Annotated in this window: 14 protein-coding genes and 1 pseudogene; 11 read left to right on the top strand and 4 right to left on the bottom strand. The window is 60.8% G+C overall.

Annotation, left to right across the window (positions count from 1 at the left end; all coding sequences use genetic code 11):
- Positions 1–25 precede the first annotated feature (25 nt).
- The gene (locus WJU18_RS20080; RefSeq protein WP_423455111.1) at positions 26–1,084 is read right to left on the bottom strand and encodes a 3-keto-5-aminohexanoate cleavage protein; all 1,059 of its coding nucleotides are present in this window, start codon (positions 1,082–1,084) and stop codon (positions 26–28) included.
- A 148-nt stretch (positions 1,085–1,232) separates the two neighbouring features.
- Here WJU18_RS20080 and WJU18_RS20075 point away from each other — a divergent pair, with 148 nt between their 5' ends.
- Positions 1,233–2,204 carry an AraC family transcriptional regulator ligand-binding domain-containing protein gene (locus WJU18_RS20075; protein WP_423455109.1) on the top strand — a complete coding sequence of 324 codons (972 nt, stop codon included), beginning with the start codon at positions 1,233–1,235 and terminating at the stop codon, positions 2,202–2,204.
- On the opposite strand, the gene WJU18_RS20070 is transcribed toward WJU18_RS20075, so the two are convergent.
- Positions 2,160–3,272: an AraC family transcriptional regulator gene (locus WJU18_RS20070; RefSeq protein ID WP_423455107.1), complete on the bottom strand. Its 1,113-nt coding sequence runs from the start codon at positions 3,270–3,272 to the stop codon at positions 2,160–2,162. The two genes, WJU18_RS20075 and WJU18_RS20070, sit on opposite strands and share 45 nt — an antisense overlap.
- Positions 3,273–3,385: 113 nt before the next feature.
- Between WJU18_RS20070 and WJU18_RS20065 the strand changes: the two genes are divergently transcribed.
- The 6 genes from WJU18_RS20065 (at position 3,386) to WJU18_RS20040 (ending at position 8,651) form a co-directional block, all read left to right on the top strand.
- A complete protein-coding gene (locus tag WJU18_RS20065) occupies positions 3,386–3,733 on the top strand; it encodes a hypothetical protein (protein ID WP_423455105.1) in 348 nt (115 codons plus the stop codon).
- A gap of 185 nt (positions 3,734–3,918) precedes the next feature.
- Positions 3,919–5,145 carry a serine hydrolase domain-containing protein gene (locus tag WJU18_RS20060; RefSeq protein ID WP_423461051.1) on the top strand — a complete coding sequence of 409 codons (1,227 nt, stop codon included), beginning with the start codon at positions 3,919–3,921 and terminating at the stop codon, positions 5,143–5,145.
- A 256-nt stretch (positions 5,146–5,401) separates the two neighbouring features.
- Complete coding sequence (locus WJU18_RS20055; protein ID WP_423455103.1) at positions 5,402–5,752, top strand: RidA family protein; 351 nt, start codon at positions 5,402–5,404, stop codon at positions 5,750–5,752.
- A 77-nt stretch (positions 5,753–5,829) separates the two neighbouring features.
- On the top strand, positions 5,830–7,299 hold the full coding sequence (locus WJU18_RS20050; RefSeq protein ID WP_423455102.1) for an amidase family protein: 1,470 nt from the start codon (positions 5,830–5,832) through the stop codon (positions 7,297–7,299).
- A 9-nt stretch (positions 7,300–7,308) separates the two neighbouring features.
- Positions 7,309–7,614, top strand: a complete 306-nt coding sequence (locus WJU18_RS20045) for a putative quinol monooxygenase (protein ID WP_423455100.1) — start codon at positions 7,309–7,311, stop codon at positions 7,612–7,614.
- Between the two features lie 53 nt (positions 7,615–7,667).
- Positions 7,668–8,651, top strand: coding sequence for a Bug family tripartite tricarboxylate transporter substrate binding protein (locus WJU18_RS20040; RefSeq protein WP_423455099.1), 984 nt, complete (start codon positions 7,668–7,670; stop codon positions 8,649–8,651).
- A 51-nt stretch (positions 8,652–8,702) separates the two neighbouring features.
- Here WJU18_RS20040 and WJU18_RS20035 read toward each other — a convergent pair whose 3' ends face one another.
- Positions 8,703–9,632, bottom strand: a complete 930-nt coding sequence (locus WJU18_RS20035; protein ID WP_423455098.1) for a LysR family transcriptional regulator — start codon at positions 9,630–9,632, stop codon at positions 8,703–8,705.
- Positions 9,633–9,761: 129 nt separating this feature from the next.
- Here WJU18_RS20035 and WJU18_RS20030 point away from each other — a divergent pair, with 129 nt between their 5' ends.
- The 4 genes and pseudogenes from WJU18_RS20030 (at position 9,762) to WJU18_RS20015 (ending at position 13,940) form a co-directional block, all read left to right on the top strand.
- Positions 9,762–10,928 carry an acyl-CoA dehydrogenase family protein gene (locus WJU18_RS20030; protein WP_423455096.1) on the top strand — a complete coding sequence of 389 codons (1,167 nt, stop codon included), beginning with the start codon at positions 9,762–9,764 and terminating at the stop codon, positions 10,926–10,928.
- A gap of 37 nt (positions 10,929–10,965) precedes the next feature.
- The gene (locus tag WJU18_RS20025; RefSeq protein ID WP_423455094.1) at positions 10,966–11,823 is read left to right on the top strand and encodes an FAS1-like dehydratase domain-containing protein; all 858 of its coding nucleotides are present in this window, start codon (positions 10,966–10,968) and stop codon (positions 11,821–11,823) included.
- 22 nt (positions 11,824–11,845) lie between these two features.
- Positions 11,846–13,036 carry a CaiB/BaiF CoA transferase family protein gene (locus WJU18_RS20020; protein WP_423455092.1) on the top strand — a complete coding sequence of 397 codons (1,191 nt, stop codon included), beginning with the start codon at positions 11,846–11,848 and terminating at the stop codon, positions 13,034–13,036.
- Positions 13,036–13,940: pseudogene (locus WJU18_RS20015) on the top strand (HpcH/HpaI aldolase/citrate lyase family protein). Before WJU18_RS20020 ends, WJU18_RS20015 begins: the two are co-directional and overlap by 1 nt.
- Here WJU18_RS20015 and WJU18_RS20010 read toward each other — a convergent pair.
- Positions 13,935–14,696 (bottom strand): class I SAM-dependent methyltransferase, encoded by a 762-nt coding sequence (locus WJU18_RS20010; RefSeq protein ID WP_423455090.1) that lies wholly within the window; start codon positions 14,694–14,696, stop codon positions 13,935–13,937. The pseudogene WJU18_RS20015 and the gene WJU18_RS20010 overlap by 6 nt on opposite strands.
- Between the last annotated feature and the right edge of the window lie 72 nt (positions 14,697–14,768).

Genomic DNA, 14,768 nt, shown 5'->3' with positions numbered 1-14,768 from the left:
GGGCGGCAGGTGTTGGCAGGCTCTTTCAGGCGGCCTTGCGCAGAAAGCCTTGCTGGGCGCCGTTGCGGTTGGGAGCGAAGCCATTCTTTTCGAGGGTTTCTTCGGTGGTGTCGTAGAACACACCGATCTGGCACATCTCACGCGCTTGCTGGGGCGTGGCGACGGGGCGGCTCATTTCCCTGGAAATGCGCACCAGTTGCTCGATCTGCCTGGCCGTGCCCATCTTCTCGGTGCGCGTCTGGTTCCACAGGTTGTCTTCCGTGCCGCAGCGCACATGCAGGCCCATGGCGATACCCATCACGTTGACCGGCAGCACGTTCAACACCGAGCTCTCCACCGTGACCACCGCGCCATCGGGTACCGCGCGCATGAAGTTGGCCAGGCTGTAGACGCTGGGAGAATCCATGCCTCCGCCAATGGCCACCCAGTTCATCACCAGGGGGCCCTTGTAGATGCCGCGGCGCATCAGGCGCTCCACCGATTCGAAGCTGTTGAGGTTGTAGCACTGGAAGGCGCTTTGAATGCCGGCAGCGCTCAGGCGGCGGATGTGCTCTTCGGCCCAGCCTGGCTGGGCGGGCACGGTCATCTCCTTGTAGGCGTTGAACACGGCGGGATCTTCCATGGAAGTGCCCTTGATGTCGCGCGCATCGAACTGCTCGAGCACGTTCATCTGCGAAGTGTTGATCGTCACGGTGACCTGATCGGGCTTGGGATCGAGCTCGGCGAGCATGTGGCGGGTGTCGTCGCTGAGCCATTTGGCGGCGGCGCCGTCGGTTTCGGGGGCGAAGCTGATGGAGCCGCCGACCTGGATGATCATCTCGGGCACACGGGCGCGAACGCCGGCGATCAGTTCGTTGAACTTGGACAGGCGCTTGCTGCCGCGGCCGTCGAGTTCGCGCACGTGCAGGTGCAGCACCTGAGCGCCGGCGTTGTAGCAGTCCACGGCGCGCTGGATCTGGTCTTCCATGGTCACGGCAATCTCGCCGGGGAAGTCGCCAGGCATCCAGGAGGGCGCGTAGGGGGCGGCAGTGATGATCAGCGGCTGCTGGTTTTCGGGGAACAGATGGCCGTCGAGGAAGTTCATGGGGTACCTTTTATGCAACGAGAGGATAGGAGCGATGCATGGCGTTCGCCACGTATCTCTGGCAGCAAAATGTAGGCAGTACCGCGTGAGCTTGTTTGACATTCTGGGACACTGATTTATCCTGTTGGGACACCAAGGGAAAACCTGTATGACCGCCCTGATGCGCAGCGCAAGCCTGACTCATTACGCCGACCTCGCCATCAGCGTGGGCTTGGTGCCGCATGAAATGCTCGCTGCGGTGGGGCTTCCGCGTTCCTGCCTTGACAGTTCGGAGCTGCGGATTCCCGCGGCCTCCGTGATGCGCCTGCTGGAGCTTTCGGGGGAGGCCTCGGGGGAAGAAGCCTTCGGGTTGCGCCTGTCGGTTTCCCGCAGGTTGTCCTCGTTCGGCATCGTGGGCATGCTGGCCCGCGATGAACCCACGCTGCGGGAGGTGCTGGACACCCTGACCCGCTACCTGTATCTGCACAACGAAGGTTTGAGCACGAAGATTCATGAATCGGGCGGTATTACGGTGATAGAGCAGCTGTTCCTGCCTTCGCTCAGTGCGGGCAGGCAGTCGGTGGAGTTGGCGATGGGCGCGCTCTATCACACGCTATGCCTGGCGCAAGGCAAGGATTGGCAGCCGCGCAGCGTGAGCTTCATGCATCCAGCGCCGGCCAATCTGTCCTGGCACCGCAGCATCCTCGGAGGCCGTGTGCTCTTTTCGCAGGACTACAACGGTATCGCGCTGTCGACATCCGAAATGGATGCTCCCCTGGGCTTTGCCGACCCCGCCATGCGCCAGCAGGTGCGGCAGCTCGTGCACGATGAGCTGCCTGCAAGAGGATTCACGTTCAGGGAAGAAGTGGAGCAGCTCATGACGGCGCTGCTTCCCACTGGCCGCTGCCGGGCGGATCAGGTGGCGATGCACCTGGGGGTTGACCGGCGCACCGTGCACCGCAGGCTTGCCGCGCATGGGACCACATTCATCGAACTGCTCGGCGATGTTCGCGCGGAGCAGGCACAGCGCCTGATGGGATATGGTGACCGTCGCCTCACGGACATCGCGGCCCTGCTGGGATTCAGCAGCCTGAGTTCATTCTCCCGCTGGAGGCAAAGCCGCGCCGGAAAGAGCAGGTGATTGCTTTTGCCGCCACTGGCGGGGGCTGGTGCCGAAATTCGTCTGGAACCAGCGGGTGAATGAAGCCTGGCGTGAATAGCCGGTGAGCGAGGCCACCTGCCCGATCGAGTAGCGGCTGTTATTCATGTAGCGCAGCACCAGATTCCTGCGCACGGTGTCGAGCACTTCAGAAAAACTGGTGCCGTGGTGATCCAGCTGGCGCTGCAGCGTGCGCGTGCTCAGGTGCATTTGCTCGGCTACGCGCCCGATACACGCCTGCTCCAGCGGCATCAGCAGGTAGATGTTCTTGCGCACTTCCTGCAAAAGTGTACTCTCGCCCCGTGCGCGCATGGGCATGACAATGCTCTCGGCGTACCTGACCAGTTCGGGGTCGGCGGAAGGGTTGGGCACAGCCATATCGGCGGCGCGCATCACCATGCCGTTGAATTCGCTGCTGAAGGCCACCGGGCAACCAAAGAATTTTTTATGCAGGTATTGTTCTGGCGGTGCGGCGTGCATGAATCGCACTTCCTTGGGAAACCAGGCCGATCCCAGCATGGCCTGGCAGGTGCGCATCATCACGCCAGCGAGCAGCTCATAGGCTTGCCTTTGTGGAACCCTTGAGTCGATCAGTAGTTCGAACCTCAGGAGGCTCAATTCGCCCAACTGCTCCAGCGAGATCGCCATGGCGTCATTGAGCAACTGGCGGTATTGAATCGCGGAGAGCCACATGTCGCGCAAGTTTGGCTGGTGGCGCATGAGCACTCCCAGGATGCCGAAGTCGAGCGTCTGGCGCTGCTGCGCCATCTGGATGCCGAAGGCCGGACTACCTGACTCCTGGCTTGCCAGATCAAGCAGCTTGCACAGTGTTTCCGCGGAAATGTGGCGCTCCGGATCGACCAGGGCGCTGGCATTCAGCCCGACTTTCCGCAAAAGCGCATGGGATTGGATGCCATGCAGGTTGCAAACATTCAGGAAACCGTTGAGCGTGGCGGTTCTCACCAGCGTATCCATGGTCGGTGGTCTCAAGGAACCATCAGAAATGTCCATGCCCCATTGCGCCGGCTGGCCTTGAATGGCTTGTTGCATTTGGTAGCATTAAAATCCTTCTAGGGGCGATTCCAAACCATTTGGCGGCATCTTACGATGTGGAGGCGGTTGCTTGACAGCCGTTCTTTAAACACACTTAGGAGTGTTGTCTCATGAAACGTCTTGCTGGTTTTTTATCTGCTGTGGTAATTACCGCCATGAGTAGCGCTGCGTTCGCCCAGGCCCCAGCGGCCGCCGGCACCAACGCGGACATGGCTCGGGACAATCAGGCCCAAGGTGGCAAGGCAACCAAAGCGGAACGACAGGCCGCCCGCAAGAAGCGCCTTGCCGGACCTGGCAAAGCTCCCGAAACCAACACCGCCATGGCACAAGACGCCCAGGGCAAAGGCGGCAAGGCTACCAAGGCAGAGCGGCAGGCAGCTCGCAAGAAACGCCTCGCCGGACCGAGCAGCGCGCCCGAGACGAACGCCGCCATGGCGAGAGACGGCGAGAAGAAGTAAATCGCCATAGGCCCGAAACATACTGATTGGCTCGGGCCGGCATGATGAGTTTTTTCAAACTATCGAGGCGAACCACTCACACCATTCCCAGCTTTTCGTTACTCACTGGTTTGGCAATCGTTGCGGCCTGCTCGGCTGCCAGTGCGCAGACCGGCGCTTCTTCTGGCACGGCACCACTGGATGCCATGGACAGCGACCCGGCCACGCTGGGCTGGATGGTCGGCACGCCACCGCCGCCTGATCGCCAACTGCGCTTTGACGACGGCAGCTACTTTCAGTTTCCGGCCATGCGTTGGAGCGTGTCGAACTTTCGGCAGCTCATGCCCACGGTCAACGTCTCGCGCGGGCTTGCCGCGCCAGTACCTCTACCCCGATCATTGCGCCAGGATATCGACGCGTTGCGTTTTGTGCCCCTGGGTGCCAAGGAGCCCATGACCTGGGAGGCTTCGCTGGCTGCCAACTATACCGATGGCATCGTGGTGCTTCATCGCGGGCGCATCGTCTATGAGCGCTACTTCGGAGTATTGAAGCCGGATGGCCAGCATGGGGCGATGTCGGTCACCAAATCGGTCACGGGCACGCTGGGTGCCATGCTCGTCGCCGAAGGCCGCATCGATGCAGGTAAAAAGGTTTCGGACTACGTGCCCGAACTGGCCGCATCGGCTTTTGGCAACGCCACCGTGCGCCAAGTGCTCGACATGACGACGGGACTGAAGTACAGCGAGGACTATGCCGATCCCAAAGCCGAGGTCTGGGCTTTCTCGCAAGCAGGCAGCCCCTTGCCTAAACCCAAGGACTACACCGGGCCGCGCAGCTACTACGAGTATTTGCAGACTGTTCAACCGGAGGGCGCGCACGGGGAGGCTTTTGCCTACAAGACGATCAATTCCGATGCGCTTGGCTGGATCATCGCGCGCGTGACAGGCCGTAGCGTGGCGCAGTTGCTCTCGGAGCGGATCTGGAGCCGTATCGGGGCAGAGCAGGATGCTTACCTCACGGTGGACTCGAGTGGCACGCCCTTTGCTGGCGGCGGGCTGAACACGGGTCTGCGCGATCTGGCCCGTTTTGGCGAATTGCTGCGCAACAACGGCCGGTTCCGCGGCCAGCAGATTTTGCCCAAGGCTGTGGTCGATGACATTCGCCACGGCGGTGACAAGGCCGCCTTTGCCAAGGCGGGTTATGAATTGCTGAAAGGCTGGAGCTACCGCGACATGTGGTGGGTGACGCACAACGCCCATGGCGCCTTCATGGCCCGCGGCGTGCATGGCCAGCGGATCTATGTTGACCCGAAGGCCGAAATGGTGGTCGCGCGCTACGCCTCTCACCCGGTGGCGAGCAACTCCGCGAATGACCCCGTCTCGTTGCCTGCGTTCGAAGCTCTCGCTCAGCTTTTGATGCGGCCGCACGGCTGACGATGCAAGATCTTCAGTTGGACGGCAGTCAAGGGGGTGTTCAAGAATTGAATATTCAATAGCAAGATAATTTTATAGGCAGCCCTGGGCTGTCTTGAAATCGTTTCAGGCAAGATAAAGAGCTAGTCATAGCCTTATTGGCGGGGTGTTGCCTGAATCCATGTGGGTTTTTGTGATTTCAATAGGGTAATGCTCTATGTTGTATTTCATTGGAAAAAATTTAATATAAGTATAAATTTTTCAATGAGAGGACAGCATGACCATCAAGCGATACGAATCCGGCAAGCGTTTGAGCCAAGTCTTGGTGCACGAGGGCAGAGCTTTCGTGAGTGGCCAGACCGCCGAGGATCTGGCGGCAGACATCCGTGGGCAAACGCGGCAGGTGCTGGCGCAGGTGGATCGTCTTCTTGCTTTGGCCGGCACGGACAAATCGAAGATTCTTTACGCCAACATCTGGTTGCGCAACGGCGCCGACTTTGACGCCATGAACGAGATCTGGGAAGCCTGGGTGACCCCTGGGTGCGCGCCTTCACGTGCCACCATTGGATCGCCGCTTGTAGGTCCGGATTCGATGCTGATCGAGATCGCGCTGCAGGCGGCCGTTTAGGACTTGTTCGTCGCCGTCCGTTTTTCGGCCACGCGCGTCACCAATGACATTCAGGGTCCTGGAGCACTGAGATGCCAATGGAACACCTCATTGATCAGGTCTTGGAACAGGGCGGTATCCAGGATTTGCAGGGTTTGCTGTCGACAAGGCAGTTGTCAGCACGAGAACTCATGCAATGGACACTGCTGCGCATTGCCGCTGTCAGCCAGGCGAGCGGTGGCATCAATGCCGTTCGCGAATTGTCGGCGCAAGCGTTCGACGAGGCGGCAGCGGTCGACCGCCGGATTGAACGCGGCGAGCCGCTGGGCGCGCTGGGCGGCATTCCCATCCTGCTGAAGGACAATATTCTGACCGGCGATGGCTTGCGAGCCAGTGCCGGTGCCGCCGCGCTGGCGGATTTCAAGGTCCGCCGCGACGCCACGCTGGTGGCGAGACTGCGCGCTGCCGGCGCCATTGTGGTCGGAAAGTGCCACATGACTGAGCTCGCGGATTACGTCTCCGACACGATGCCCGCGGGCTTCAGCGGTGTCGGCGGTATGGTGCTGAATCCGCATACAAGCGAACCCTATGGGCGCGGCCTGGGCTCAAGCGTAGGTTCCGTCGCCGCCGTGGCTGCGAGTCTTGTGCCGCTGGCCATTGGCACGGAGACGCAGAACTCGCTTCAATCGCCTGCCTGCCATTCGTCGGTGGTGGCTGTGAAACCATCAGTTGGTTTGGTCAGCCGGGCGGGCGTGGTGCCTTTGGTACCAAGCCAGGACAGTCCAGGACCGATCACGCGCAACGTGGCCGATGCCACACTTGCGCTGGAGTGCCTGGCGGGCCCCGATTGCCGCGACAGTGCTACCTTGGGTGCTCGCTACGGGGCGCTGGGTGGCGAGATTCCACTGTCCTCGCTGCGGATCGGCGTTCCACGCCGAGCCATCGCCGATCGCCCCGAGGTGGCGGGCTCCATGGCGTGCTTCGAGACGGTTCTGTCGCTGCTGGCGTCTGGCGGTGCTCAGATCGTCGATCCGTGCGAGATACCGAGCGCTTCTGCGGTCCTTGATGTACGTTCCTGTGTATTCCGGACGGAGTTCAAGGCCGCACTGAATGTGTTCCTTGCCGATCACCACGAGCCCTGCGGTATCGCCTCGCTGGATGCACTGATCGCCTGGAACGATGCTCATCCGCAGCATATTCCCTTCGGCCAGTCGCTGCTCATGGCGGCCGCATCGGCCTTCGGCCTTGACTCGGGCCAGTATCGCTGGGATCGCGCTCAGGATGTCGCGTTGTGCGGCCCGGGTGGAATCGACGCCGCGCTGGCGGCACACCATGCCGATGTATTGCTTGTTCCGATGGCCTGCGCGGCCAAGATCACCGGAAAGGCCGGGGCTCCTGTCGTGGCGCTACCCGCTGGCGCTGATGCCGATGGACGCCCCTTTGGCATCACGGTGGTCGCATCGAGAGGCGATGACGCGGCATTGCTTCGCGCTGCGGCGGCCATCGAGCGCGCTGTGGAGTCCGGCTTGGGCCCCCGGATCCTGTCCCGATTTCCTCGCCTGACTTAAAGGAAAAACATGCCGATTGGTGTCTATATAGAGTTCGAAGCCCTGCCGGGCCGCTTCGATGGTTTGATGCAACGATTGCGCGAAGAATCGGAGCATTGCATGCGCCATGACGAAGGGTGCCTGCGCATGGAACTGGCCGTGCCCCAAAAGCCGGACGGGCGCATCATGCTCATCGAGCTATGGCGCGACGAAGCCGCCATCGAACTGCATCGCAATCAACCCGGCCACTCGCACGACTGGCAGAAGGACTACATCGCCAGCAAGCGTGTCGCCGTCTGCAATGTGGTCGCATCGCCTGCCGCGACTGAGGCGTAGTTTTCATTGCTCTGCCGTACTTCCCACTTTGCCCATATCAGCGGAGGAAAGCCATGTTCCTGAAGAAATTCTCCGGCATTGTTGCCGCGTCGCTCATTTCCTTGCAGTGGGTCGCGCCGGCGCCCGCCCGAGCGGCAGACGACTATCCCAAGCGTGGCCCCATTACATTCCTGGTGGGGTTCGGTCCGGGAGGGGTCACCGACATCATTGCCAGGCAGGTCGGAACCAAGCTCTCCGATCAGCTTGGGCAAGCGGTTATTGTCGTCAACAAGCCTGGCGCGAGCGGTGGCGTTGCTGCTGCGCAGTTGCTGGCGGCTCCAGCCGACGGCTACACCATGTGGGCGTGCACCAGCAGCCTGACCGTCATGAACCGGTTGTTCAAGGGCCTTTCGTTCAATGCGTCCAAGGATATTCTTCCTGTCGCTCAACTGGCCTCCGTTCCCTATTTCCTAGTGGCCCGTCCGGAGTTGCCAGCTGACAACCTCAAGCAACTGGTGGAGCTGGCCAGGAAGAAGCCGGGCGAGATTCCATACGGATCTCCCGGGATCGGAACCATGAGCCATCTGGCGGCTGAGATGTGGTACGCCAAGGAAAAAATCCAATTGCGCCATGTACCCTATAAAAGCGGCCAGCAAACGCTGACCGACCTGCTTGGTGGGCAGATCAGCTTGACCTTTGATCAGGAAGCGTCGTTCGCGAGCTACCTGCCGTCGGGGAAGCTCAAGGCGTTGGGTGTTGCGACCAATGAACGCTCACCGACTCTTCCCAACGTGCCGACTTTCGCGGAGCAGGGCATTCCTTTTACGGCGGAGGCCTGGACGGGAATCTGCATGAAGAGCGGAACCCCTCCAGAGATCGTCAAGAAGATCAGTGCGGCCGTGCGCCTGGCTATGACGGCCCCCGAGATCAAGGACCGCTTCCATCAGATGGGCATGTCGCCGCGTGCCACGACGCCAGAGGAGTTTCAGAAACGGTTCGCGAGCGATGGCGAGCAGATGGGGCAGATCATCACGAAGCTCGGCATCGAGCCCCAGTGATCCCGGGAAAAGGATGCCCTTGTGGATGCCAATCACTTGTCCGGCATCGTCTTAACTTAGCCAGCGGGCATCCGGCCAGCACCCCTGCTGGAAGGTGGTCTTGACGCAGTCCACCAGCACACCGACTACGCAACGGACGGGGGCGGTAGCCTGCCGGCTGCTGGGCGCGGCCAGGACGATGGTGCGTTTCAGGCCCGGGCGTGCAAGCGGCGCCGCGCATAGCAGGCCCCGTTCGACCTCGTTGGTCACGGCCACGGCAGGCAGAATCGTCCAACCATGGCCTTGCACGACCAGCTCCTTCTGCACGCTCAGCGCGTTGGTTTCGGCAAATACCTGAAGCGTGATATCGGCTTCGGCCGCGGCGTGTTCAATGGCGGCGCGTAACCCCTGGGGCGCGGCGGGCAACACAAAGGGTTCGCGTGCCACGCGCGACAGGGCGAGCGGGCGTCTGTGCGAAAGGCCGGCGGACGGCGCGGCAACCACCCACAGGCTTTCCTCGATCAAGGCCTTGACCTGCAGCGAAGGTGTTTCCTTGCGGCCATAGAGCAGGGCAGCATCGATATCTCCGGCTTCAATCCAATGCTGCAGATGGCCTGCATACCCAATGGTCAACCGAAGGCGGATGTGCGGGTAGCGCTGAGCAACTTCAGTGGCCAACCGCGTGGCTAACAGGTCTGAAGTGCTCGCCAGCAGGCCGATGCTGACGATCCCAGACACCGGTCCTTCGGTCGGCTGGATCTCGGCCTTGGCGCGCTCCACCTCATTGAGGATGCGGCGCGCGTATTCCAGCATGGTCGTGCCGGAAGAGGTGAGCTGCATGCCATGGCGGCTGCGGTCAAACAGCTCGGTGCCCAAGTCTTCCTCAAGCAGGCGCAGCTGGCGCGAGACGGCTGGTTGCACCAGATTCAGCAAACTGGCGGCGCGAGTCACGTTACCGGTTTCCGCCACTGTGACGAAAGCACGAAGCTGCTTCAGATCCATGAGACTTCCTGTCCTTCGATACCGAAAGATGATCGATCAATCAAAAAATTCTATTTTTTTAGTAATCAATCAAATATTATTATTGAAAAAGGACATCTACTCCACACTCCATATACCCGGAGATATTCGATGAGCAGCCTCTCGGCCCCCGATCACTACCAGGAAATCCGCGACGCGGTGCGCGGCTTGTGCAGCCAGTTTCCTGCTGAATACCATCGCAAGATTGACGAAAAGCGCGGCTACCCCGAGGAATTCGTGAATGCGCTGACCAAGGCGGGTTGGCTGGCGGCCTTGATCCCCCAGGCGTATGGAGGGCCCGGCCTTTCGATGGCGGAGGCTTCGGTCATCATGGAAGAGATCAATCGCTCAGGCGGTAATTCGGGCGCCTGCCACGGCCAAATGTATGTGATGAACACCATCGTGTTCAGCGGAACCGAGGTGCAGAAGCAGAAGTACCTTCCCAGGATCGCGGCGGGTGATCTGCGCGTGCAGTCCATGGGGGTGACCGAACCCACCACCGGCAGCGATACCACCAAACTCAAGACTACCGCCGTGAAAAAAGATGGCCGTTGGGTTGTCAACGGACAAAAGGTGTGGATCTCGCGCGTGCAGCACAGCGATCTTCTGATTCTGCTGGCGCGCACCACGCCACTGGATCAGGTGCAGAAGAAGAGCGAAGGCCTTTCATGCTTCATCGTCGAGCTGGACAAAGCCATCGGCAATGGCCTGACCGTGCAGCCTATTCTCAACATGGTCAACCACGAAACGAACGAGCTCTTCTTCGACAACCTGGAGCTGCCCGAGGACGCTTTGCTGGGCACCGAAGGCAAGGGCCTGAAGGTCATTTTCGAAGGCCTGAATGCTGAGCGCACGCTGATTGCTGCCGAATGCATCGGTGACGGCTACTGGTTCCTGGAAAAAGCGCGCGACTACGCCAATGAGCGCAAGGTCTTCGGGCGGCCCATCGGCCAGAATCAAGGCATACAGTTTCCGTTGGCCCAAGCGTTCATCGAACTGGAGGCCGCCAACCTCATGCGCTGGCGCGCCTGCCAGAAGCTTGATGCGCGCCAGAATGCCGGTGTCGAGGCCAACATGGCCAAGTACCTGGCCGCCAAGGCCAGTTGGGAGGCCGCTAACACCTGCTTGCAGACGCACGGGGGTTTTGGCTTTGCCTGCGAATACGACGTAGAGCGCAAATTCCGCGAAACACGCCTCTACCAGGTTGCGCCGATCTCCACCAACATGATCCTGAGCCATGTGGCTGAGCACGTGCTCGAGCTGCCTCGTTCGTATTGAAATCCCCAACACGTTCTGAGCCCGGAGTGCCAAGCACATGAGTTCTGAAACCTCTCCTTCTCTTTCTTCTTACGGCGCATGGGTGGGCCGCACGGAGGAGAGCACGGATCAAATCGTTCAAACGCCAATCCGTCTGATGCAGGCGATGCTGGATGCCGCCGACCCGTCTGAGCTGCCGCAATGCTTGCCGCCGTTGTGGCACTGGCTGTACTTTCTGCCGGGCGAGCGCCAGTCCAATATCGGCGCGGACGGACACCCCCGGCGTGGAGGTTTTCTTCCGCCGGTCACACTGCCCAGGCGCATGTGGGCAGGAGGACGGCTGGGCTTTCTGCGCCCTCTGAGGGTGGGAGAGCCTGTGCGGCGAATTTCACGTATCAAGAGCGTGCAGGAGAAATCAGGCCGCAGTGGCTCCCTGGTGTTCGTGACCGTGCTGCATGAAGTTTCCGATGGACAAGGTGTGGCGATCCGGGAGGAGCAGGACATCGTCTACCGTGATCCGCCAGCTCCGGGCGCACCCGCGCCTCAACCCGCTGCCGTCCCGGCTGATGGGCAGTTCTCGCGTACTATCATCCCTGATCCGGTGTTGCTGATGCGTTACTCGGCGCTGACTTTCAACGGACACCGCATCCATTACGACCGGTCCTACGTGATGCAGGAAGAGGGCTATCCAGGCCTTGTGGTGCATGGCCCGCTGATTGCCACGCTGCTCCTGGAGGAACTGCGCCGTACCTGCCCGGGAAAAACCGTCAAGACCTTTGAATTCAAGGCCGTCAGCCCCCTGTTCGACACGGCTTCGTTCGCCGTCAATGGCCGGCTTGACGGAAACAAGGCCCGTCTCTGGGCGAGTGGACCGCAAGGGCAACTGGCTATGCAAGCCAATGCCGAGATCGAATAGAAATCGATAGCAAAGGTACACCATGCAAGACAGGAAAGGTCCTTTGAACGGAATGACCGTCATTGCGCTGGAGCACGCGATCGCTGCGCCGTTCTGCACGCGTCAATTGGCTGACCTGGGCGCGCGCGTCATCAAGATCGAACGCCCCGGAGCGGGCGACTTTGCGCGTGCCTACGATCACCGTACACGGGGTCTGGCTTCGCATTTCGTCTGGACGAACCGCTCCAAGGAAAGCCTGGGGTTGGACCTCAAGCAGCCAGCCGCGCAGCAGGTGCTGAGCGAGCTCATTGCCGGTGCCGATGTGCTGGTGCAAAACCTGGCGCCGGGTGCCGCGGCACGTATGGGCTTGTCCTTCGAAGCGCTGCATGCCTTGCATCCCAAACTCATCGTCTGTGACATCAGCGGATATGGTGCCGACGGCCCTTATCGCGACAAGAAAGCCTACGACCTGCTGATTCAAAGCGAAGCCGCCTTTCTCTCCATTACGGGGACGAAGGATGAGCCTTGCAAAGCCGGTGTTTCCATCGCTGACATCGCCGCGGGTATGTATGCCTATACGGGTATCCTGAGCGCGCTGTTGCAGAGAAGCCTCACGGGAGAGGGCTCGCACGTCGAGATCTCCATGCTCGAAGCGCTGGCGGAATGGATGGGTTTTCCCATGTACTACGCTTACGAGGAACAGCAGCCGCCCGGGCGCAATGGCGCTGCGCACGCCACCATTTACCCTTATGGCCCGTTTACGGCGGGCGATGGCAAGGTGGTCATGCTGGGCCTGCAGAACGAGCGCGAGTGGAAGCTCTTCTGCGATATCGTGTTGCGCTGCCCCGAACTGGCTGCCGATCCTCGCTTCGATGCCAATGTGCGCCGCACGGAAAACCGTGCCGGACTGAAGGCAGTCATTGAGCGGACCTTCGCCGGTCTCTCGGCACAGGAGGTGATAGCCCGTCTGGACGAAGCGCAGATCGCCAATGCTGCCGTCAATCAAGTGGGTGACCTGTGGGCGCACCCGCAGTTGCGCGCACGCCAGCGCTTTCGCGCCATTGGCTCACCAGCCGGAGAGCTTCAGGCGTTGCTGCCGCCTGCCACCTTGAGTGCCTTCGATGCCCGCATGGATCCGGTGCCCGCCCTGGGCGAGCATAGCGAATCTATTTTGCGCAAGCTGGGCCGGTCGGACACCGAGATCGCTGCGTTGCGAGCGCAGGGGACGATCTGATGGCAACCACTGCTTCCGCCGTGCGTTATGCGCGCAGCTTGCTGTTTGTACCTGCGACTCGGCCTGAGCGTTTTGCAAAGGCGCTCGAATCCGGGGCGGACTGCATCATCGTCGATCTTGAAGACGCGGTGGCCGAAAGCAGCAAAACGCTGCGCGAGCGCAACTGGCGCAGTACTTGCCGAAGTTGACCGCAACACAGTTGGCGCGTACGATGGTACGTGTCAATGCAGTAGGCACGCCCTGGCACGAGGACGATCTGGCACTGATGCGTGATGGGTGCGGGCAAGGGGTTGCCGTAATGCTGCCGAAATCTGAGGATGCGGGCGCGTTGCATGCGGTGGCGAAAAGCCTGGGCGCTCGGGCCGGCATCGTGGCTTTGGTCGAATCATTGGCTGGTCTGGATGCGCTCGACGCGATCGCGCGCGTGCCACAGGTTGTCCGCTTGACCTTCGGCCATCTGGATTTTCAGCTCGATCTGGGGATGCGCGCTTCGCCCGAGGAGCCCGAACTTGCTTTCGCGCGAAACGCTCTGGTAGCGGTATCACGCCGTGCCGGTTTGCCGGCACCTATCGACGGCGTGACGACCGACATCGGCAATGCCGAGCGGCTGTCGCTCGATGCCCGGCGTGCACGCGCTTTTGGCTTTGGCGGCAAACTATGCATCCATCCGGACCAGGTGGCTGGTGTGAATGAGGCGCTGGGCTACTCCGACGCCGAAGTGGCGTGGGCGCGCCGCGTACTCGACGAGGCGGCCCGGCGTAGCGGCGAAGTGTTCAGCTTCGAAGGCCGCATGGTGGATCTGCCTGTAATCCGCTCAGCAGAGGCCATTGCCGTGAATGCCCGGCGAAATGTTTCGCCGCCACTCGCACCCGAACAGCTAGCAGAGACTCAATGTGGCCTATAACGTGCCCAAACGCATATTGATTGGCCAGCTTACCTGCCGGCTCCGGGAAGGATCTCCCCATAGTGCCGCGAGGTCGATCGCGAACTCCTGAAGAATCTCCTCGCGCGCAGCTTCCCGCACGCTCCGCACGGCTGACCATGTGGAGATGTAGCCCAGCAGCTCTTCCAGATTCCACATCTTGCGGATCTCCAGGGAGGGCGGTGTCTGTTCTTCAAATGGAAACGGCAGGTCCACATAGCCGGAGTCGACGAGCTTGCGCTCTGCCGGCCAATAGGGGCCGATTTCATTCCAGTAGAAGCGGCTGAAGCGTGGATCAAGATCGTCGTCCATCTTCATCACGCCATAGCTCACCAAAGCCAATACTGCGTGCGGTGCGCCGATGCGGCGAACTTCTTCATAGAAGCGCGGAAGGTCGAACCAGTGCGCAGCCTGCGCCGCCGTGATGAGATCGGCACTGTGATCCGCCACGGGAAACAGCTCCTCTGCCGAGGCATTCGCATATTCCACGTGGGGATGCGCCGCGGCATTGGCGATCTGATCGGCGCTGGGGTCTGTCCCCAGCACTTTGTCAAAGTGTGCCGCCAACTGAGTGGTCAACTGGCCATTGCCGCAACCGACATCCAACGCCAGTGCGGTGCTTGGCGACACGGAGGCAAGAAATCGCGCCAGCTCAGGCGGATATTCCGGGCGAAAGCGTGAATACGCCTTGGCCCCCTGATCGAACCAGTTCCGGTGAGTGTTGTCCTTATGAGGCATGAGGGTTCTCCTGCTTTTTGAACCAATGAAGGCCTGCATGCATTTTAGGGTTTACCCCATTGGCCATTCAGT

Origin of the sequence: Ottowia sp. VDI28, from assembly GCF_049532675.1 — a bacterium.
Classification (GTDB): domain Bacteria; phylum Pseudomonadota; class Gammaproteobacteria; order Burkholderiales; family Burkholderiaceae_C; genus Ottowia.
This window is presented reverse-complemented; position numbering and strand designations above follow the sequence as displayed.